Genomic DNA, 19,896 nt, shown 5'->3' with positions numbered 1-19,896 from the left:
ATGACGCCCGAGCGAGAGACGGCGACCGCTCGAAACGCCCGAGGTGGCGGGGAGGCGGCGTTCCCGCTCACGGTGGCGAGCGCCGCCGTCGCCGCCGCCGTGCTACTCCCGCTCGTGTGGCTCGTCCGGACGGCCGTCGCCGTCGGGCCGGCCGAGGCGGTCGCGCTTCTCACCCGCCCCGCGACGGTCGAAGTGTTCGCGAACAGCGCGGCGCTCGTCGCGGCGGTCACGGGCGCGTCGATACTGCTCGGCGTGCCGCTCGCGTACCTCACCGTCCGAACCGACCTCCCCCTCCGGCGCTTCTGGACTGTCGCGGTGTCGCTGCCGCTCGTCGTCCCGAGCTACATCGGCGCGTTCGCCTTCGTCTCCGCGTTCGGCCCGAGAGGGGCGTTCCAGCGGGCGCTCGCGCCGCTCGGCGTCGAATCGCTCCCGCGCATCTACGGCTTCGGCGGCGCGACCCTCGTGCTCACGCTGTACACGTACCCGTACGTGTACATCACGACCCGCGCCGCGCTCAAGTCGCTCGACACCCGGCTGGTCGACGCCGCGCGGACGCTGCGGCACACGCGGTGGGAGGCGTTCAGGCGCGTGACCGTCCCGCAGATCCGGCCGGCGGTCGCCGCAGGCTCGCTGCTCGTCGCGCTGTACGCGCTCTCGGACTTCGGTACGCCCGCGATCATGCGCTTCGACGCCTTCACGCGGGTCATCTACGTCGAGTTCACCACTTTCGGCCGCGACCTCGCGGCGCTGCTGTCGCTCCAGCTCGTCGCCGTCACGCTGGCGATCCTCGCGCTCGAATCGCGCATCCGCGGGGACGGGCCGCTGTACGTCGAATCCGGCGGACGCTACGGCGACGTGGTCCGGCTCGGCCGGTGGACCGCCCCGGCGCTGCTCTTCTGTGCGATCGTCCCGGCGCTGGCGCTCGCCGTGCCGCTCGGCATCCTCGGGACGTGGCTCCTCCGGGGGACGAGCGGCGTCGGCGGCGCGACGCTCGGGTTCGAGCTCGCGCACGTCTTCAACTCGGTCGGCGTCTCCGCGGCGGCGGCCCTCGTGGCCACCGCCGCCGGCCTCCCCGTCGCCTACCTGGCGGCGCGGTCCCGTTCGCGCCTCGCGCAGGCGTTCGAGCGGGCGACCTACGTCGGCTACGCGGTCCCGGGGGTGGTGATCGGCCTCGCGCTCGTCTACCTCGGCACGTCGTACGCCGCGCCGCTGTACCAGACGCTGTACCTCCTGGTGTTCGCGTACGTGGTGCGCTTTCTCCCGCAGGCGGTCGGGTCGATGCGGGCGTCCTTCCTCCGGGTCAACCCCGCGCTGCCCGAGGCCGCGCGGACGCTCGGGCGCACGCCCGCCGGCGCGTTCCGGGCGGTGACGCTGCCGCTCGTCGCGCCAGGGCTGCTCGGCGGCGCGGCGCTCGTGTTCCTGACGACGATGAAGGAGCTGCCCGCGACGCTGCTCCTCGCGCCGACGGGGTTCGACACGCTCGTCACGCGTATCTGGGCGGCCTACGGCGAGGGGTACTTCGGCTACGCGGCGGTGCCGGCGCTCATCCTGCTCGGCGTGTCGGCGCTGTCGATGCTCGTCATCATCTCCCAGGAGGGATACGATGTCAAATAGCACGCTACGGACGGAAGACGCCGCGGACGCGCCGGGCGGCGACGCCCGCGAGAGCGAGACGGTGCTCGAACTCGCCGGCGTGTCGAAGCGGTACGGCGCGGAAACGGTCATAAGCGACCTCTCGCTCTCGGTTCAGAGGGGAGAGATTCTGACGCTCCTCGGTCCCTCGGGGTGCGGGAAGACGACGACGCTCCGGCTGATCGCGGGGCTCGAACGCCCCGACGGCGGCGAGGTCCGGTTGGACGGCGAGGTCGTCTCCGGCGCGGAGGCATTCGTCCCGCCCGAGAAGCGGGGAATCGGCGTCGTCTTCCAGGAGTTCGCGCTGTTTCCCCACCTGACCGCCCGAGAGAACGTCGCCTTCGGGCTGAAGGGCCGGGACGCCGCCGACCGCGAGCGCCGCGTCGACGAACTGCTCGACCTCGTGAACCTCGAAACGCGGGGCGAACGCTACCCGAGCGAACTCTCGGGCGGCCAGCAGCAGCGCGTGGCGCTCGCCCGCTCGCTCGCGCCCGAACCGGAGATCCTGCTGCTCGACGAGCCCTTCTCCAACCTCGACGTCGACCTCCGGGTCGAGATGCGCGAGGAGGTCCGCCGAATCATAAAGCGAGCGGGCGTGACGGCCGTCTCCGTCACGCACGACCAGGAGGAGGCCATGTCGATCAGCGACCGCGTCGCCGTGGTCAACGACGGGCGGATCGAACAGATCGGCCGACCGGAACGGGTGTTCCAGCACCCCGAGTCGCGCTTCGTCGCCGGCTTCCTCGGCCACGCGAGCTTCCTCTCGGGGACGGTCGGCGCTGACGCGGTCGACACCGGCATCGGCGCGATCGACCGCGAGCGAATCCACGGTCTCGCGCCCGAGTACGAGGGGTCCGCGGTCGAGGTGCTCGTCCGCCCCGACGACGTACGGGCGGTCCCGACGGAGGCGGCCGGCCACGGAACCGTCGCCTCGCGGCGCTACCTCGGGCCGACCGTCCTGTACGAGGTCGAACTCGACACGGGCGAGCGGATCGGCTGCATGCACAACCACGACGACCGGATCGCCGTCGACGAGCGCGTGCGAGTGGGGCTCGAAGCCGACCACGAGCTCTCGTGGTTCCCCCGGGGCTCCGAACGCGCCGGCACCGTCGACGGCTGATGCGACGCGTGCGTCGAGCCGCGCGTCGGTTGACACGTCGCGTGCGCCGGGCCGCGCGTCAACTGGCGCGCCGAGTCGCGCTCGCCGCGCGCCGGCGCGCGGCCGAGGCGGTCCGCGCCGGGAACCGGGAGCGGCTCCTCGCCGCGGCGGCCGCGCTCGCGACCGGCGCGCTCGTGTACGTCCTCGCCGTCGATCTCTTCCCGTATCACTCGGTCAACGACGACGAGGCCGTCTACCTCAACCAGGCCGCCATGCTGCTCGACGGGCGGCTGTTCCTCTCCCCCGGCGATCTCGGAGACGCGGTCCGGCCGTGGTTCTTCGTCGCCGACGCGGACCCCTCCGGCGGGCTGCGGCTGTACCCCAAGTACACGCCCGTCGCGGCCGCCGTCTTCGCGCTCGGGAGGGCGCTCGCCGGCGACTACAGGGTCGCGCTCGGCCTCGTCGCGGCGGGCAACGCGGCCCTCGCGTACGCGCTAACCGCGACGGCGTTCGACCGCCGGACGGGGGTCGTCGCCGTCGTCGCGCTCGCCGGGTCGCCGCTGTTTCTCATGACGTCGTCGGTGTTTCTCGCGTACGCGCCGACGACGCTGTTCAACCTGGCGTTCGCCGTCTGCTACGTCCGGGCCGCCCGAACGGGGCGCGTCGGCGACGCGGCGCTCGCCGGGACGGCGATCGGCGTCGCGTTCTTCTCGCGACCCTACACCGCGCTCCTGTTCGCGCTCCCGTTCGCGGCGCACGCGGCGGCGACGCTCGCGGCGGCGCGGCGAATCGGCGACCTCCGCCCGGCGCTCCGCCGGTACGCGGCCATCGCCGGCCCGGGGTTCGCGTTCGTCGGCGTGACGCTCGGCTACAACGCGCTCGTGACCGGCGATCCCTTCCTGTTCCCCTACGAGGCGTTCGCCCCGAACGACGGGCTGGGGCTCGGACGGCGGGAGATCCTCGGGTACGAGGTGGACTACACGGCCGGGCTGGCGCTCGCGACGACCGTCAGCGTCGTCGAGGTGCTGCTCTCGGAGTGGACCGTCGCCGCCCCGATCGGCACCCTCCTCGCGGCGCTCGGCGTCGGCGGACTGCTCTCCGATCTCCGCGGCGGCCTCCCGCGCCCGTCGCCGACCGGCATGACGGGCGACGAGGTGGCGCTCGCGCTAGCGGGCCTCTTCGTCTCCGTCGTCGTCGGCAACTTCTTCTTCTGGGGGACGCACAACGGCCTCCTGAACGGGCTTTTCGACCTTCTCGGGCCGTTTTACCACTTCGACCTCGTCGTCCCGCTGTCGGCGTTCGCCGCCGCCGGGGCGGTGACGCTCGTGCGGGGCCTGCGCGCCGCCGCGGGCCGTCACCTCTCCCCGTCGGCCGCGCGGGCCGCGGTGCTCGTCGCGCTCCTCGTCGCCGCGCCGGTCGTCGCCGTCGCCGAGGAGCGGGCGCTGGACGATCCGGCGTCGGAAAACCGCCTCCGAACCGAGAACTTCGCGAGGGCGTACGAGCCCGTCGAGCGGACCGAGTTCGACCGCGCGCTCGTGTTCGTCCCGACACCGTACGGGAACTGGAGCGCGCACCCGTTCCAGCACCTCCGCAACGACCCCGGGTTCGACGGCCCGGTGATATACGCCCAGGACCGCGGGCCGGAGCGCGACGTGAAGACGGTCGACGCCGTCGGGGACCGCGCGCTCTACCGGTACGCCTACCGGGGCGAGTGGACGGGCGCGGTCGAGCCGGTCGAGCCGGTACTGCGGCGCCTGACGGTGCTCCGGGGCGAGCGCGTCGAGGCGACCACGACCGTCGGCGCGCCCGCGGGATCGCGGACCGCCTCGGTCCGGATCGAGACGGCGGCGGGCTACGCGCGCTACCGGGTCGACGACGTCGGCGACGCGATGACGGTCGACTGGACGGTCGGCCCGGGGGGCGCGCGGGTCACGAACCGCGCGTTCGCCGCGGGGGACGGGCTCGCCGGCGACGGCGGCCCGGCCGAGAACGACGAACCGCCCTCGCCCCCGGTCGCGGTGCCGGACGGCGCGAGCGAGATCGATCTCGCCGTGACGTTCGTCGACGGTGCCGGGGGGACGGTGACCTACCGGCAGGAGCTCACCGTCGACGTCCGCGACGATCGCGTCCGGGCGATCTGGCCGCCGGAAACCCGCGTCTGCGCGCTGACGACCGACTGCGGCACGGAGGGGACGTACGTCGGCCCCGGGGGCGACTACGTCGACGGCGTCTCCGTCGAGACCTCCGCCCGGGCCGACGGCGGATCGGCGTCGGGGTGACGGATTCGTCGAGAGTCCGGCGGAGAGCGCGCGGATCCCAACGCCCCCGAACCGTCGGAACATGGCAACTCATAAGTTTAGGCTCGCCTAATCCGGCTCCGATGGAGCTGACGCGACGCGACGCGCTGGCCGCGCTCGCGGCCGGCGGGGTGGTGCTCGGCGGCGGAGCGGCGCTCACCTGGGAGGAACTCCGCGCGGAGGAGGGCGGGAACCGCGACGGTGCCGCCCTCGACGACCGGGAGGTCGAGACGCTCGCCGCCGTCGCGACCGCCCTCTACCCCTCCGAAGCGACGGGCGTCCCGGCGTTCGTCGAGACGTACGTCGTCGGCCGGATCCGCGACCGCCGGGCGTACGCCGAAGGGGTGAAGAGCGCCCTCTCGACGCTCGATTCGTACGCGGAGAGCTGGTACGGCGGGCGGTACGCCGCGCTCGACGGCGGCGCGAGGGACGGCCTGCTCCGCGAGGTCGGCGTCGCCACCGCCGAGCCGAACCCGGACGGGCTCGACCCCGAGCGCCTGCGGTACTACCTCGTGAACGAACTCCTCTACGCCTTCTACGCGTCGCCCGCCGGCGGGAGGCTCGTCGGCATCGAGAACCCGCAGGGGTACCCGGGCGGAACCGAGAGCTACAGGCGGGGACCCGAGAGATGAATCCGGGAGCGGATCGGAGGCCGTCGGACCGCGTCGACGTGTGCGTCGTCGGTTCCGGCCCCGCGGGGGCGCTGATCGCGGCCGCGCTCGCCGAACGCGGCCGGGACGTGGTGGTTCTGGAGGCCGGCCGCCGGTTCGACCCCGACGAGCGGCTCGAACAGATGGAGCGGAGCATCCGCCCGGGCGGCGGGGCCGTCTGGGAGATGGGCGGCGAGCGCGACGCGTTCACGTCGACCGGGGAGCGGCGCTACCCGCTGAACGCCGCCCGCGTGAAGGGCGTCGGCGGATCGACGCTCCACTGGCAGGGGATGGTGATGCGCCTGCACGAGTCGGATTTCGAACGCCGGAGCCGCGACGGCGTGGCGGACGACTGGCCCATCGGCTACCGCGACCTCCGGCCGTACTACGCGCGGGCCGAGGCCGAACTGGGCGTCGCCGGCGCGGACGACAACCCCTTCGCCCCGCCGCGCGAGGAGCCGTTTCCGATGCCCGGCTTCCGCCCCTCCTACGCCGACTCGCTGTTCGCGGAGGCGTGCGGGCGACTCGGCGTGGTCACGCACTCGGTGCCGAACGCGCGCAACTCGGAGCCGTACGACGGCAGGGGCGGCTGCGTCGGGTACGGCACCTGCAAGCCCGTCTGTCCGTCGGGGGCGAAGTACACCGCCGAGGTGCACGTCGCCAGGGCGGAGGAGGCGGGGGCGCGCGTCGTCGACCGGGCGCCGGTCCAGCGCCTCGAACACGACCGGGCCGGCGAGACGGTCGAGGCGGCCGTCTACGCGACGCCGGACGGCAGGACGTACAGACAGGAGGCGAGGCGGTTCGTCGTCGCCTGCGGCGGCGTCGAGACGCCTCGCCTGCTCCTCCTCTCGAAGTCGGAGAAGCACCCCGACGGGCTCGCCAATTCGAGCGGCCTGGTCGGCCGGTACTTCATGGACCACCTGTTCGCCGGGATGGGCGGCCGCCTGGACGAGCCGACGCGGCAGAACCACGTCGGGTTCATCACGAGCGAGTGCCACCAGTTCTACGACGATCCCGGGAGGGCGACCGCGGGCATCCCGGGCGCGGACGCCGACTTCGCCCCCCTCAAACTGGAGTTTCTGAACTACGCCGGCCCGTCGCCGGTCGAGATGGCGCTCTCCGCCGACGAGTGGGGCGACGACCTGCTCGCGTCGCTCCGCGAGGCGTACGGCAACGAGATCGGGATGGGCGCGCTCGTCGGCCAGCTCCCGCGGGCAGAAAACAGGATCACCCTCGACCCGTCCCGGACCGACGACCGCGGCAACCCGGTCCCGGCGATCCGCTGGCGCATCGACGGCCGGACGAGGCGCACCATCGAGCGCGCCAACGAGATCCAGCGGGCGATTCTGAACGAGCTGGGCGTCGAGATCACCTGGACGGTCGGCCCGGAGAACACGGGGCCGGCCTTCCACCACATGGGGACGACCCGGATGGGGACCGACCCCGAAGAGAGCGTCGTGGACCCCGAGCTCCGGACGCACGACCTGGACAACCTCTGGATCGCCTCCAGCAGCGTCTTCGTGACGGGCGGCGCGATGAACCCGACGCTGACGATCGCGGCGCTCGCGCTGCGGGCGGCCGAGCGCGTGGACGCGACGCTCTGAGCGGCGGAAACGGGACGGCGGCCGGCTATCGCTTCCGGGCGCGCTCTTCGAGACAGACCTTCGCGATCGACTTGGCGATGGCCGCGCCGCCGGAGATCGGGTCGAGCTTCGTCTCGCCCGCGCGCTCGCGGTAGTCGATGGGGAGCTCGCGGACGGCGTACCCCCGGGCGATCGGCCGGATGAGCAGCTCGGCCGACAGTCCCGTGTTCTCCGTCCACTCGATCCGCTCGATCACCTCGCGCCTGTAGGCGCGCATGCCGGTCGTCGTGTCGTGGACGCGCCGACCCGTCAGGACGCTGGCGAGCGCCGCGAACGCGCGGTTGCCGAGCCGGTTGAGCGCCGGCATCGCCTCCGCGCCGTAGTAGAGGCGGTCGCCGCTCACCACGTCGTAGCCGTCGTTGATCGCGTCGAGGAAGTCGGGGAGCCGGTCCATCGGATACGTGTCGTCGCAGTCGGTGGTGACGATCACGGGTCGACTCGCGTTCGAAAGCGCCGCGCGGACGGCCACGCCGTACCCCCTGGGGCGCTGGCGAACGACGCGCGCGCCGCGGCCCCGGGCGATCTCCGGCGTCCGGTCCGAGGATCCGTCGACGCAGACGACCTCGGCCCGGCCGTCCGTGGCCCGCTCGATATCGTCCAACACGGTCCCGATCGCCGCCTCCTCGTCGTAGGTTCCCATGACGACGCTCACGTCGTCGAAGGTGTATTCGGCGGGCGATTCGCGGTCGAGAGTGTGGCTCATTACCTCCCGGTATCCGAGCGGGAACTTGAATTTTTAGGTTGGCCGAAAACGGCGGGCGTCCGAACCGCGGATGCCGCGGCCGGGAGCGGCCGTCTCCCCCGAGGGCGAGCGGGGTTCCGTGTGCGAGTCGAACTCGCGTCGGAACGAACGAAACCCGCCCGGGGACGAACGGAACCTACGTCAGGGCGAGCGGGATACCGAACGTGATCGCGAGGCCGACGAGCAGCACGGCGAACCCGATTCCGACCTGGCGCATGGAGTACGGGCTCTGCGGCGCGGTCGACCGCGGGCCGGCCGTCGTGTCCTCGGCCTCCTGGTGTTCGAAGTCCGTCTCCGCCTCCTCGCGGCGTTCGCTCGGAACGCTCTGGTCTCCTCCTTCGCTCGTCGGCCGGGAGTCGTGCGGATCGCTCATGCGATTGGCTACGGGCGCGCCCTACAAAAACACAGGCGAATCGTCGCGCCCGCGGGTTCCCGCCGACGTTGCACGCGAGACCGACGTCCGCCTCGCCCCGTCGCGGCCCCTCGTCGCCCCCGTCGCCCCCGTCGTCGCCCGTCGCCAACAATTGCTAAATGCGAGGGGCGTGAGCATCGAGACGAATGAGCAGTCACACGGCGGAAGACGTCAACCGCGCGTGGTGGAAGGAGGCGGTCGTCTACCAGATCTACCCGCGCAGCTTCAACGATTCGGACGGCGACGGGATCGGCGACATTCCGGGCATCGTCGAGAAGCTCGACTACCTCGACGAGCTGGGAATCGACGTCGTCTGGCTCAACCCCGTCTACGAGTCGCCCAACGCCGACAACGGCTACGACATCGCCGATTACCGGGCCATCATGGACGAGTTCGGGACGATGGACGACTGGGAGGAGCTGCTCGCGGGCCTCCACGAGCGCGACATCAGGCTCATCATGGACCTCGTGGTCAACCACACCTCCGACGAGCACGAGTGGTTCCGCAAATCCCGCGAGTCGACGGACAGCGACTACCGCGACTACTACATCTGGCGGCGGGGCCGGACCGACGTCGACGGGTGGACCGGCCACAAGGGCCCCGAGGGCGAAGCCCCGCCGAACGAGTGGGAGTCGTTCTTCGGCGGTCCCGCCTGGGAGTACGACGAGGCGACGGGCGAGTGGTACCTCCACCTCTTCGACGTGAAACAGCCGGACCTGAACTGGGAGAACCCCGAGGTACGCGACGAGGTGTTCGACATGATGGAGTGGTGGCTGGAGAAGGGGATCGACGGGTTCCGCATGGACGTGATCAACCTCGTCTCGAAACCCGAGAGCGTCACCGCGCACGACCCGCCGACGAACGACTCGGACCTCGGGGGAACGATCGACGGCCCCCGGATCCACGAGTACATGCGGGAGATGAACGACCGCGTGCTCGCCGGGCGCGACCTCCTGACGGTCGGGGAGATGATCGGCGACGGGATGCCGATCGACGAGGCGCGGACGTACGTCGGCGAGGACGGCGACGGACTGAGCATGCTGTTTCACTTCGAGCACGTCCTCCTGGACCGCGCGGGACGGATCTGGGAGACGGCGGAGTGGGATCTCACCGACCTGAAGGGCGTCTTCTCGAAGTGGCAGTACGGCCTCGCGGAGGACGGGTGGAACAGCCTCTACCTCGGCAACCACGACCAGCCGCGGATCGTCTCGCGGTTCGGCGACGACGGCGAGTACCGACGCGAGTCCGCGAAACTGCTCGGGACGCTCCTGCACACCCTCCAGGGGACGCCGTACGTCTACCAGGGCGAGGAGCTCGGGATAACGAACTGCCCGTTCGAGAGCCTCGACGAGTTCCGCGACGTGGAGACGCTCAACCCGGTGCGGAGCGCGCTCGACGGCGGCGAGATCGACAGCTTCGAGGAGGTCAAAGAGGGGCTGTGGGCGAACAGCCGGGACAACGCCCGGACGCCGATGCAGTGGACCGGCGGCGAGAACGCCGGCTTCACCGACGGCGAGCCGTGGATCAAGGTGAACCCGAACTGCCGCGAGGTCAACGTCGAGGCCGCCCGCGCGGACGCGGACTCCGTGTGGCACTACTACCGCGATCTGATCCGGCTCCGGAAGGAGTACGACGTGATCGTCTACGGCGACTACGACCTGCTCCTTTCCGACCACGAGAAGATCTGGGCGTACACCCGGACGCTCGGCGACGAACGCCTGCTCGTGGCGCTCAACTTCTCGTCCGAGGAGGCGGCGTTCGACCTGCCCGACCGCGTCGACGCGGACCGCGACGCCGCCGAACTGCTCATCGGAAACTACGGCGACGCCGGGACCGACGTCGAATCGTTCACCCTCCGCCCCTGGGAGGCGCGGGTGTACTACCTGACGGAAGGGCACGCTGCCTGAGGACGACGGAAGCGCAGGCGGCCTGAGGACGGGGGCTCCTCGCCGGCCCGTCGTCGCGCCCGTCGCCGACCGCTCGTTTTTCGTCGCGTCGCGCCCCGATATCCTTCCTCGGGCGCGTTCGTCGTTCGTCGAGTGCCCGTCGCCGCTCCCGCGGGGTCGGTGGCGTCGGGAGGAGCTGTTCCGGCCCGATCGATCCGTCGGAGCGGAGGCGGAGTCTTCGACGAATTTTTAACTCGATTGCGAATTTCAAAATCGACGGAATCAAGATCGGTCTGCGGGCTAGCGATCGTAATGACTGGTCCGAGTTCAGAACGGTCCTGGTGGAAGGAATCTATCGTCTACCAGATCTACCCGCGCAGCTTCAACGACTCGGACGGCGACGGGATCGGCGACATTCCGGGCATCGTCGAGAAGCTCGACTACCTCGACGAGCTGGGAATCGACGTCGTCTGGCTCAACCCCGTCTACGAGTCGCCCAACGCCGACAACGGCTACGACATCGCCGACTACCGCAGCGTCGCCGCGGAGTTCGGGACGATGGACGACTGGGAGGAGCTGCTCGCGGGCCTCCACGAGCGCGACATCAAGCTCGTCATGGACCTCGTGGTCAACCACACCTCCGACGAGCACGAGTGGTTCCGCGAGTCGCGCCAGTCGACGGACAGCGACTACCGCGACTACTACATCTGGCGGGAGGGGCGCGAGGTCGACTGCGACGGCGGCCCCAGGGGGCCGGACGGCGAGGCCCCGCCGAACAACTGGGAGTCGTTCTTCGGCGGCCCGGCGTGGTCCTACGACGAGGCGACGGGCGAGTGGTACCTCCACATCTTCGACGAGAAGCAGCCGGATCTCAACTGGGAGAATCCGGCGGTCCGCGAGGAGATCTACGAGATGATGGAGTGGTGGCTGGGGAAGGGGATCGACGGGTTCCGCATGGACGTGATCAACATCATCTCCAAGCCCGAGGGGCTGCCGGACGGCGAGGACGACGGTGCCGTCGTCCGCGGGGCGGAACAGTTCGTCAACGGGCCGCGGATCCACGAGTTCCTCCGCGAGATGTACGACCGCGTCCTCGCCGGGCGCGACGTGATGACCGTCGGCGAGATGGTCGACCTCTCCGTCGAGGAGGCGAGGGAGTACGTCGGCGAGGACGGCGACGGGATGAGCATGGCGTTCAACTTCGACCACCTGCGCCTCGACTTCGGCCCCCACGGCCGCTGGGACCGCGGCGAGTGGACGGTCCGCGAGCTGAAGGGGACGATCACCCACTGGCAGCGCGGCCTGGCGGAGGACGGGTGGAACAGCGTCCACCTGAACAACCACGATCAGCCCCGGATGGTGTCCCGGTTCGGCGACGACGGCGAGTACCGCCGCGAGTCCGCGAAGCTGCTCGGGACGCTCACCCACACCCTTCGGGGGACGCCGTACGTCTACCAGGGCGAGGAACTCGGGATGACGAACTACCCGTTCGAGAGCCTCGACGAGGTCCGGGACGTGGACACGCTGCAGAACGTGGCGACGGCGAAGCTCGACGGCCGGATTGAGACGCGGGAGGAGGCGCTCGACCTCGTCCGTTACCGCAGCCGGGACAACGCCCGGACGCCGATGCAGTGGTCGTCCGGGGAGCGCGCCGGGTTCACGGACGACGAGCCGTGGATCCCCGTCAATCCGAACCGCGGGCGGATCAACGCCGAGCGCGCCCGCGCGGACGAGGACTCCGTGTGGCACTACTACAGGCGGCTCGTCGAACTCCGGGAGGAGCACGACGTCCTCGTCTACGGCGACTACGACCTCCTGCTCGCCGAACACGAGGAGGTGTGGGCGTACGCGCGGACGCGCGGCGACGAGCGGGCGCTCGTCGTCCTCAACTTCGGCGACGGCCGGCCCCGATTCGACCCGCCCGCCGAGTTCGACGGCGAGGACGCCGAGCTCCTGATCTGTAACTACGAGGCGGCCGCGAGCGCGGTCGAGCCGGTCGAACTCCGCCCGTGGGAGGCGCGGGTGTACCGCCTGACCGGGTGACGCGGCGCGGGAACGGAACTGTCGCCGTAGTCGAAACCGTCAAACCCGGCACCCGCGAACTCCCGGTAGCGAATGCTGACGAAGCGAATTATCCCCTGTATCGACGTCGACCTCGACGAGGACGGGAACGCCGCCGTCTACACCGGGGTCCACTTCGAGGATCTGAAGTACACCGGCGACCCGGTCGAGATGGCGAAGCGGTACAACGAGGCCGGGGCCGACGAGTTCGTCTTCCTCGACATCACCGCGAGTTCCGACGGCCGCGAGACGATGCTCGACACCGTCTCGAAGGTGGCCGACGAGGTGTTCATCCCCCTGACCGTCGGGGGCGGCATCCGGACCCGCGAGGACATAAAGGAGACGCTGCGCGCCGGGGCCGACAAGGTCTCGATCAACACGGCGGCGCTCTCCCGCCCCGAACTGGTCACCGAAGGCGCGACCGCGTTCGGCAGCCAGTGCATCGTCATCAGCGTCGACGCGCAGCGGCGGTTCGACGAAGACGGCGAGTACTACGCGCAGGTCGACGGCGAGTCCTGCTGGTTCGAGTGCACCGTCAAGGGCGGCCGCGAAGGGACCGACGTCGACGTCGTCGCGTGGGCGAAGGAGGCCGAGGAGCGCGGCGCTGGCGAGCTGTTCGTCAACTCGATCGACGCCGACGGCACGAAGGACGGCTACGACGTGCCGCTGACGAAGGCGGTCTGCGACAGCGTCTCGACGCCCGTCATCGCCTCCTCGGGCTGCGGCGGCCCGGAGGACGCCTACGAGGTGTTCGCCGACGCCGGCGCCGACGCCGCCCTCGCCGCCTCGATCTTCCACTTCGAGGAGTACACGATCCGCGAGGTCAAGGAGTACCTCGCCGACCGTGACGTGCCGGTTCGGCTCTGAGCCTCCGCGTCGTCGCCGCCGACACCGCCGCACGCATCCGGCGTCAGGACGCGGCGGTCGACGCACCGACCGGATCGACTCGACGATCGGTTCGACGCGACTGTCGCGGACCGCGCACGGCCGGCGAACGTTGATACTCCTCCGCCGCTCACCACTCAACTGTCATGAGCGCTCCCGACGAATGGTACGAGTCCGTCGAACGCCGCCGTCGCGAGAAGGACGAGTACTTCCGCGACCACCCGCACTCGCCGTTGCCCCCCGACGAGCGCGAGTCGTTCACGGGGCTCGAGTACTTCCCGCCCGATCCCGCCTTCCGGTTCGAGATACCGCTTCACGAGCACGACGACGAGGACAAGGAGACGATCGCGATAGCGACGACCACGGAGGGGGAGAGAGAGTACGTCGACTGGGGCGAGTTCCACTTCGAGGTCCCCGGAGGGCAGAACGACGAGTCCGGCGACGGCGCGGAGTGCGTCCTCCACGCGTACAAGTCCGATCCGGACGAAGGGGGCCTCTGGGTCCCGTTCCGGGACGCGACGAGCGGCGAGGAGACCTACGGCGCGGGCCGGTACCTCGACCTCGACACGAGCGACGACAGGGGAGACGACGGCGCGTGGGTCCTGGATTTCAACCTCGCGTACAATCCGTTCTGCGCGTACTCCGAGCGCTACGAGTGCCCGCTCGTGCCGATGGAGAACTGGCTCGACGTGCGGATCGAGGCCGGCGAGAAGACGTACCGCACCTCGGAGAGCTACGAGCCGGGTGAGTCGCGGCCGTAGCTCCCGCGGATCTCGGATTTCGGCGTCGAGGGAACGGTTTCTCGGCCAATCCGGTACGCTCCGGTTCGTTCGGCCCTCAGTTCGAACCGCGAACGAGCCGCCTTCTGCGTCGCGGATTCAGATCGCCGCGCTGTAGGCGTCCCGGAGGTCGGCGGTCGTGTCCCGAATGCGGCTCGACGCGGCGGCGACGGCGTCGAGCGGATCCATCCCGCCCTCGGTCTTCACCGAGAGGATCGGATCGACCTGCCCCCCGGACTGTTCCGGGTTCATGTCGTAGGTGGCGGCGGCGACGCCTTCGGTTTCGAGCAGCGCCCCCTTGAGGACGTTCATGAAGGTGTGGTCCTCGCCGGCGATCTCCATGCGGAGTTCCTCGTCGGTCTTCTCGATGACCCGCAGTTCCATGGCTCCTCCTTCAGTCGTCGCCCGTTTCAACGTTTCGTATCCGCGGAGGACGGAACCGTCCGCCCCGCTCGACGGCACCCCGGCGGAGATTTATCCCGGAAAAGGCGGCCAGAATCCGTGTGACCTGACGACGACCGCGCCGCGGTCCGCGGAAGCACGGCACGCCGCGGCGCGTCGGACCGAGGTGCCGTCAGTACGCAATGCGGCCGAGGGGGACCGATCAGTTCGCCTCTTCGAACCGCTCGGGCGAGTCGGCCGCCTCGACGACGCGGACGGCGGCGACGTTCTCGGCCACGTCGTGCACCCTGACGATGTCCGCGCCCCGTTCGACCGTGAGGGCGGTCCCCGCGATCGTCGCCGGGAGGCCGTCGCCCGCCTCCGCGCCGACGAGTTCGAACATCGACTTGTGGGAGTGGCCGACGAGCACCTGACAGCCGAGGGCGTCGAACTCGCCGAGACGGCCGAGGATCTCGAAGTTCTCCGCCTTCGACTTACCGAACCCGAGTCCGGGGTCGACGATGACGCGCTCGCGGGGGATCCCCGCCTTCTCCGCGAGCAGAACCCGCTCGCCGAGTTCGGCGATCACGTCCTCGACGACGTCGTCGTACTCGACGTCCTTCTCGGGCACCACCGGCGCGTCAATGCTGTGCATGACGATGACGGGGACCTCGCGCTCCGCCGCGAGAAAGCGCATCTCCGGGTCTTCGAGGCCGGTCACGTCGTTGAGGATGTCCGCGCCGGCATCGAGAGCCGCGCGGCCGACGTCCGCCTTCCGCGTGTCGACCGAGAGCAGCGCGTCGAGGTCCGCGAGCGCCTCGACGACCGGAACGACGCGCTCGATCTCCTCGTCGACGGGGACCGCCTCCGCGCCCGGTCGAGTGCTCTCACCCCCCACGTCGATGATGTCGACGCCTGCGTCGACCATCGCCTCCGCGCGCGCGACGGCGGCGTCGAGGTCGAGGTACTCGCCCCCGTCGTGGAAGCTGTCCGGCGTGACGTTGAGGATCCCCATCACGGCGGTGCCGTCCTCCCAGGGATACCCGCCGGGTTCGGACGACGGTTCCACGTCCGGCCGGCGACGGAGGTCGTCGGCCAGGCCATCGAGGCCGGTCGGTCGATCGTCGAGCGCGTCGACCAGCTGTTCGAACTGGGCGTCCGTCCCCATCAGCACGACGTCGGCGAGTTCGCCGCCGCTCCTCGGACCGCCGACGGCGCACTCGCCGCCGAGGTCGAGAAGCGCCTCCTTCAGGCGCCTCGCCTGTCGACGTTCGACCCGCGTCTTGATCACCCGGTGGACGGCCTCCCCCCTCGCCTCCCTGACGCCGGCGGGAGGGACGCTGGCGCCCTCCAACGCCTCCCGAGCCCCGTCTAAGCCGCGAATTCGCTTCGGTATCGCCGCGCGCGTCCACGTCGTCCGCGCCTCGGCGACGCAGAAGAGCGATCCGGTGACGAGCACGCAGTCGCCGGGTGCGGCCCGGTTCCACGCCGTCGAGAGCGCGTCGGCTACGGCGCGGGCGTCAGTCGCGCGGTCGACGCCGGCGTTTCTGAAGACGCGCGCCAGCACTTCGGGATCCTCGGCCCGATCGAGGTTCGGCCTGCACGTCACCACGGAATCGGGCGTCGGGAGCGACTCGACCATCCCCCGGTGATCCTTGTCGTGCATCGCGCCGAACACGAGGTGGAGGTCGCCGTAGTCGAACTCGGAGAGCACCGCCGCGAGCTCGGCGCACGCGCTGGGGTTGTGTGCCCCGTCGAGGACGACGAGCGGCTCGCGCTCCATCACCTCGAAGCGACCGGGCCAGTGAGCGTTTCGAAGCCCGCGGGCGAGCGTCCCCTCCGACGCGTCAGCCACTTGGCGGGCGAGCACGCACGCGATACCGGCGTTCTGCGCCTGGTACGCTCCGAGCAACGGAATTCGCGTCTCGACGGACCAGTCGGGACCGGAAACGGTGACCCGCGACTCGGTGTGGTTCTCCCGGCCGCCGTACGCGACGGTCACGTCGGGGTCGTCCTCGTCCCGGCCGACGGTGACGACCTCGTCGGCGACGTTCCCGATCGTCGCGAGGGCGTCCCCGGTCGCGGCGGTGACGAGCGGCGCGTCCGGGGGAGCGATCCGCGCCTTCGTCGTCGCGATCTCCTCGATCGTGTCGCCGAGCACCGCGGTGTGTTCGAGCGTGACGTTCGTGACCGCGGCCGCGGCCGGATCGACGACGCTCGTCGCGTCGAACTCCCCGCCGAGGCCGACTTCGAGGACGCCCACGTCGACCCCGGAACGGCCGAACCGCCACAGGCCCATCGCGGTCACGACCTCGAAGAAGGTGAGCGGATCGCCCGCGGCCGCGCGCTCGATCAGGAAGGGCTTCGCCTCCTCGACGAACCGACAGAGCGCGGATCGGGTTATCTTCCGTCCGTCGACGCGGATCCGCTCGCGGACGTCGTCCAGGTGCGGTGAGGTGTAGAGACCGACCCGGTAACCGTCCTCGCGGAGGATAGATTCGACCATCTTGGCGGTGCTCCCCTTCCCGTTCGAGCCCGCGATCTGGACGAACTGCACGCCCTCGTGCGGGTCGCCGAGGTGTGCGAGCAGATCGCGGACGGACTCCGTCCCGGGTTTCACCCGGAACCGACGAAGATCGAACAGGAAGTCCGCCGCCTCGTGATACTCCATGCATCGACAGTCAGAGCGCCGCCGCTTTAGGGTAACGAACTGGCCGTTTTCGAACCGCGGCCTTCGGCGCTTCGGTGCGCCACCGGCGGTGAGCGATCGGTCGCGCGCTCACCCCCTCGACGGCGCTGTCCGCGACGACTTTGCACCGCGTGAGACGCGGCTTGATTCACGCTCATCGGGGAGAAACTCACCCTCGATTTGATGTATCGTAGAATCGTCTTTTCGGAGGATGGACTCGGGAACGTGGAGGCTGTTCGTCGTCCTGTGGTTCGCCGGTATCGTCGGGTTCCTCGCCGGGCTTCCGTACGCGCTGTCGGCCGCGCCGGTGTCGGTGGTGGGAACGAGCGGGACGGTCGTCGTCGTGACCGTCCAGGCGGGGGTCGTTCTCGCCGTCGCGGTCCTGATCGGCGTCGCCCTCGGTCCGAAAGTCGGTCTCGGAGCGCCGGTGGTGTCAGCGCTCCTCACCACCGAGCGTCCGGCGTCGGCGGTCGGTCGGCTGCGGAACTCGTTCGCGACCGGCGTCACCGTCGGCGCGGGGATCTTTCTCGTCGACAGCCTGTTCGCCGAACTGATCGGCGACGGCGCGACGAGGGTCTTTCCGCCGCTGTGGCAGCGGGCCTTCGCGACGCTCTACGGCGGACTGTTCGAGGAGCTCCTGCTCCGGTTCGGCTTTCTGACGCTGCTCGTCTGGGCGTCGTGGAAGATCGTCAGGACGCCCGAAGGCGACCCCCGACCGGAGGCGGTCGGCGCGTGCATCGTCCTCGCGGCGATCGCCTTCGGGTTCGCCCACCTCCCCCTGATGGCGGAGGTGACGGAACTCACGCCGCTCGTCGTCTCCCGGACGGTCGTCCTCAACGGCGTCACCGGGATCGTGTTCGGCTGGCTCTACTGGCAACAGGGAATCGAGGCCGCCATGGTCGCCCACTTCGGCGCCGACGTGGCCGTCCACGTCGTGCTAGTGACGGTGCTCGCGAGCGTGTGAACGACCGCCACTGACCGCGGCGGAAACGCCGAAGGACTCGCTGACGCTCCTCTTTCGGGCGTCAGGCACGACTGAGCGCTAGCGAGGGAGTACCTGACGCGCCGCGACTTCGCTCCGCTCAGCCGCGAGCGTTAGACATCCTTTCAGTCGTGTCTAAAGCACCGCCGTCCGGTGAACGCCATCGACATTCCGCGCTCGTCGGCGGCCTCGATCACGTCCTCGTCGTTGACAGAGCCGCCGGGCTGGACGACGGCCGAGATCCCTGCCGTCGCCGCCTCCTCGATGCCGTCCGGGAACGGGAAGAAGGCGTCCGAGGCCATCACGGCGCCCTCGGCCGACTTTCCCTCCGCGTGCTCGTCGGCCTTCATCGCCGCCAGGCGAACGGCGTCGACGCGGCTGACCTGCCCCATGCCGACGCCGACCGTCTCCGTTCCCTTCGCGAAGAGGATGCCGTTCGACTTGACGTGCTTCAGGACCTTCCACGCGAACAGCATCGTCTCGACCTCCTCGTCGGTCGGGGCGCGCTCAGTGACGACCTCTAGATCGTCGCGGGTCGGCGTCCAGCGGTCGCGCTCCTGGACGAGCCGGCCGCCGACGAGCGGCTTCTCGGTGAACCGCTCGGTCGAGCCGCCGAACTCGCCCACGTCGAGCACGCGCAGGTTCTTCTTCTCCCGAAGCACGTCCAGCGCCGCGTCCGTGTAGCCGGGCGCGACCACGACCTCCTTGAACGAGTCGACGATCCGCTCCGCCGTCTCGGCGTCGCACTCGCGGTTCAGCGCCACGATGCCGCCGAAGGCGCTCATCGGATCCGTGGCGAGCGCGCGCTCGTACGCCTCCGCGAGCGCGTCCGCCGCGGCGCAGCCCGCCGGGTTCGCGTGCTTTATCACCGCCGCCGCGGGCTCGTCGAACTCCTTTATCAGGTCGAGCGCGCCGTCGGCGTCGTTGTAGTTGTTGTACGACAGCGCCTTCGCGCCCTCGTTGAGCTGGTCCGCGTGGACGACGCTCGCCTCCTCGCAGCCGTCGTCGACGTAGAGCGCGGCGTCCTGGTGCGGGTTCTCGCCGTAGCGCAGCGTCGCCCGGCGCTCGTCCGAGAGCAGCCGCCGTTCGGGGAAGTCGCCGCCCTCGTCGCCCTCGACGGTCGCGCGTCCGTCCTCGACAGCGACCCGGTCCTCGGCGAACCAGCGAACGGCCCGCGGGTACGCCGCGAACTCGGCCTCGTGGAGGACGCGGCGCTTGAGGCTCTCGGCGTCGTCGTCCTCGTAGACGGGCACGGCCTCCTGCGTGACGATCGGGCCGGCGTCGACCTCCTCGGTCACGACGTGGACGGTACAGCCGGTCGTTCGGACGCCGGCGTCGAGCACCTGCTCGTGGGCGTCCGTCCCGGGGAACGCGGGCAGGAGCGACGGGTGGACGTTCAGCGTCGTCGGCGCGTTCTCGACGAACTCCGCCGTGAGGATCCGCATGTAGCCGTCGAGGCAGACGAGGTCGAAGTCGTAGCCGTCGAGGCGGTCGAGGATCCGGCGCTCGTGGGACTCCCGCGACTCGTCGTCGCCGAGCGTCACGACCTCCGTCGGGATGCCGCGCTCGGAGGCGGCGTCGAGCACCGGCGCGCCCTCCCGGTTCGAGAGGACGACGGCCAGTTCGGCCCCGCCGGGGGCGCGATCTGCGATGTGCAGCAGGTTCCGTCCGCGGTTGCTCGCCAGGCCGGCGATCTTGAGCATGGTCGATACAGCCCCCGCCGGGGGAAAAACAGTTGCGGTTACCGCGACGCGGATG

General features: G+C 70.5%; 15 protein-coding genes. 10 read left to right on the top strand and 5 right to left on the bottom strand.

Translation table 11 applies throughout. From position 1 onward, the window contains the following. From CNO20_RS13365 to CNO20_RS13345, 5 genes are all read left to right on the top strand, one after another. On the top strand, positions 1–1,614 hold the full coding sequence (locus tag CNO20_RS13365; protein ID WP_101296615.1) for an ABC transporter permease: 1,614 nt from the start codon (positions 1–3) through the stop codon (positions 1,612–1,614). Further along, positions 1,604–2,752 carry an ABC transporter ATP-binding protein gene (locus CNO20_RS13360; RefSeq protein ID WP_101296614.1) on the top strand — a complete coding sequence of 383 codons (1,149 nt, stop codon included), beginning with the start codon at positions 1,604–1,606 and terminating at the stop codon, positions 2,750–2,752. Before CNO20_RS13365 ends, CNO20_RS13360 begins: the two co-directional genes overlap by 11 nt. Further along, positions 2,752–5,010, top strand: coding sequence for a DUF7846 domain-containing protein (locus CNO20_RS13355; protein ID WP_101296613.1), 2,259 nt, complete (start codon positions 2,752–2,754; stop codon positions 5,008–5,010). Before CNO20_RS13360 ends, CNO20_RS13355 begins: the two co-directional genes overlap by 1 nt. 101 nt (positions 5,011–5,111) lie before the next feature. Beyond that, the gene (locus tag CNO20_RS13350) at positions 5,112–5,660 is read left to right on the top strand and encodes a gluconate 2-dehydrogenase subunit 3 family protein (protein ID WP_101296612.1); all 549 of its coding nucleotides are present in this window, start codon (positions 5,112–5,114) and stop codon (positions 5,658–5,660) included. Further along, on the top strand, positions 5,657–7,282 hold the full coding sequence (locus CNO20_RS13345; RefSeq protein WP_101296611.1) for a GMC family oxidoreductase: 1,626 nt from the start codon (positions 5,657–5,659) through the stop codon (positions 7,280–7,282). The genes CNO20_RS13350 and CNO20_RS13345 overlap by 4 nt, the downstream gene beginning before the upstream one ends. A 25-nt stretch (positions 7,283–7,307) precedes the next feature. Here the strand turns inward: CNO20_RS13345 and CNO20_RS13340 are convergent, their stop codons facing one another. Together CNO20_RS13340 and CNO20_RS13335 are read right to left on the bottom strand one after the other, a co-directional pair. Next, positions 7,308–8,024, bottom strand: coding sequence for a dolichyl-phosphate hexose transferase (locus CNO20_RS13340; RefSeq protein WP_101296610.1), 717 nt, complete (start codon positions 8,022–8,024; stop codon positions 7,308–7,310). A 175-nt stretch (positions 8,025–8,199) separates the two neighbouring features. Further along, a complete protein-coding gene (locus tag CNO20_RS13335) occupies positions 8,200–8,436 on the bottom strand; it encodes a DUF7550 family protein (protein ID WP_101296609.1) in 237 nt (78 codons plus the stop codon). Between the two features lie 185 nt (positions 8,437–8,621). Between CNO20_RS13335 and CNO20_RS13330 the strand changes: the two genes are divergently transcribed. The 4 genes from CNO20_RS13330 to CNO20_RS13315 all read left to right on the top strand — a co-directional run bounded on the left by CNO20_RS13330 (position 8,622) and on the right by CNO20_RS13315 (position 14,068). Beyond that, complete coding sequence (locus CNO20_RS13330) at positions 8,622–10,382, top strand: glycoside hydrolase family 13 protein (protein ID WP_101296608.1); 1,761 nt, start codon at positions 8,622–8,624, stop codon at positions 10,380–10,382. A gap of 291 nt (positions 10,383–10,673) precedes the next feature. Beyond that, the gene (locus CNO20_RS13325) at positions 10,674–12,404 is read left to right on the top strand and encodes a glycoside hydrolase family 13 protein (RefSeq protein ID WP_101296607.1); all 1,731 of its coding nucleotides are present in this window, start codon (positions 10,674–10,676) and stop codon (positions 12,402–12,404) included. A 72-nt stretch (positions 12,405–12,476) separates the two neighbouring features. Beyond that, the gene (gene hisF, locus CNO20_RS13320) at positions 12,477–13,289 is read left to right on the top strand and encodes an imidazole glycerol phosphate synthase subunit HisF (RefSeq protein ID WP_101296606.1); all 813 of its coding nucleotides are present in this window, start codon (positions 12,477–12,479) and stop codon (positions 13,287–13,289) included. Positions 13,290–13,453: 164 nt separating this feature from the next. After that, positions 13,454–14,068 (top strand): DUF1684 domain-containing protein, encoded by a 615-nt coding sequence (locus CNO20_RS13315; RefSeq protein ID WP_101296605.1) that lies wholly within the window; start codon positions 13,454–13,456, stop codon positions 14,066–14,068. A gap of 117 nt (positions 14,069–14,185) precedes the next feature. Here CNO20_RS13315 and CNO20_RS13310 read toward each other — a convergent pair whose 3' ends face one another. Together CNO20_RS13310 and folP are read right to left on the bottom strand one after the other, a co-directional pair. After that, positions 14,186–14,470 (bottom strand): DNA-directed RNA polymerase subunit L, encoded by a 285-nt coding sequence (locus CNO20_RS13310; RefSeq protein WP_101296604.1) that lies wholly within the window; start codon positions 14,468–14,470, stop codon positions 14,186–14,188. A 220-nt stretch (positions 14,471–14,690) separates the two neighbouring features. Next, positions 14,691–17,138: a dihydropteroate synthase gene (gene folP / locus CNO20_RS13305; RefSeq protein ID WP_101296603.1), complete on the bottom strand. Its 2,448-nt coding sequence runs from the start codon at positions 17,136–17,138 to the stop codon at positions 14,691–14,693. Between the two features lie 229 nt (positions 17,139–17,367). On the opposite strand from folP, the gene CNO20_RS13300 reads away from it, so the two are divergent. After that, positions 17,368–18,120: a CPBP family intramembrane glutamic endopeptidase gene (locus tag CNO20_RS13300; protein WP_101296602.1), complete on the top strand. Its 753-nt coding sequence runs from the start codon at positions 17,368–17,370 to the stop codon at positions 18,118–18,120. 143 nt (positions 18,121–18,263) lie between these two features. On the opposite strand, the gene purH is transcribed toward CNO20_RS13300, so the two are convergent. Continuing rightward, positions 18,264–19,841 (bottom strand): bifunctional phosphoribosylaminoimidazolecarboxamide formyltransferase/IMP cyclohydrolase, encoded by a 1,578-nt coding sequence (gene purH, locus CNO20_RS13295; protein ID WP_101296601.1) that lies wholly within the window; start codon positions 19,839–19,841, stop codon positions 18,264–18,266. Positions 19,842–19,896 lie beyond the last annotated feature (55 nt).

Source organism: Halegenticoccus soli (genome assembly GCF_002844195.1).
GTDB classification, from domain to species: domain Archaea; phylum Halobacteriota; class Halobacteria; order Halobacteriales; family Haloferacaceae; genus Halegenticoccus; species Halegenticoccus soli.
The sequence above is the reverse complement of the archived record's forward strand: the minus strand, read 5'-3'. Positions and strand labels throughout refer to the sequence as shown.